The organism is Vibrio sp. 10N.222.49.C9, assembly GCF_041474985.1.
Classification (GTDB): Bacteria; Pseudomonadota; Gammaproteobacteria; order Enterobacterales; family Vibrionaceae; genus Vibrio; species Vibrio crassostreae_C.
In genome coordinates this window covers 1-251 of sequence record NZ_JBFRVD010000783.1, presented here as the reverse complement: position 1 = coordinate 251, position 251 = coordinate 1, and the positions used below count along the sequence as shown (strand labels likewise).

General features: G+C 41.8%; 1 pseudogene. It reads left to right on the top strand.

Annotated elements, in window-relative coordinates:
- Positions 1-42: 42 nt before the first annotated feature.
- Positions 43-251: pseudogene (locus AB4585_RS25575) on the top strand (hypothetical protein); the annotation flags it as partial.

The following is a 251-nucleotide window of genomic DNA, read 5'->3' as shown; positions in this document are numbered from 1 at the left end:
AATCATATCTCAGTGTACCCACTCAACGGGGAGTCCATTACAGTGGAAGGTAAACTCTACACATCTCCTGAAGGTGGCTATATCACTTTCAATAAAGAGTGCATCAGCAGTATTCAACACTCGCAATGCATCCTAGTAGAGAATTTTGAGACGTTTCTAAACCTCAAAAACGCTAACTTCAACTTCAGCACACTCAAGAAAGACGCTCTTATCGTTTATCGTGGCGACAAAGAAACAGGCATTACCATGTC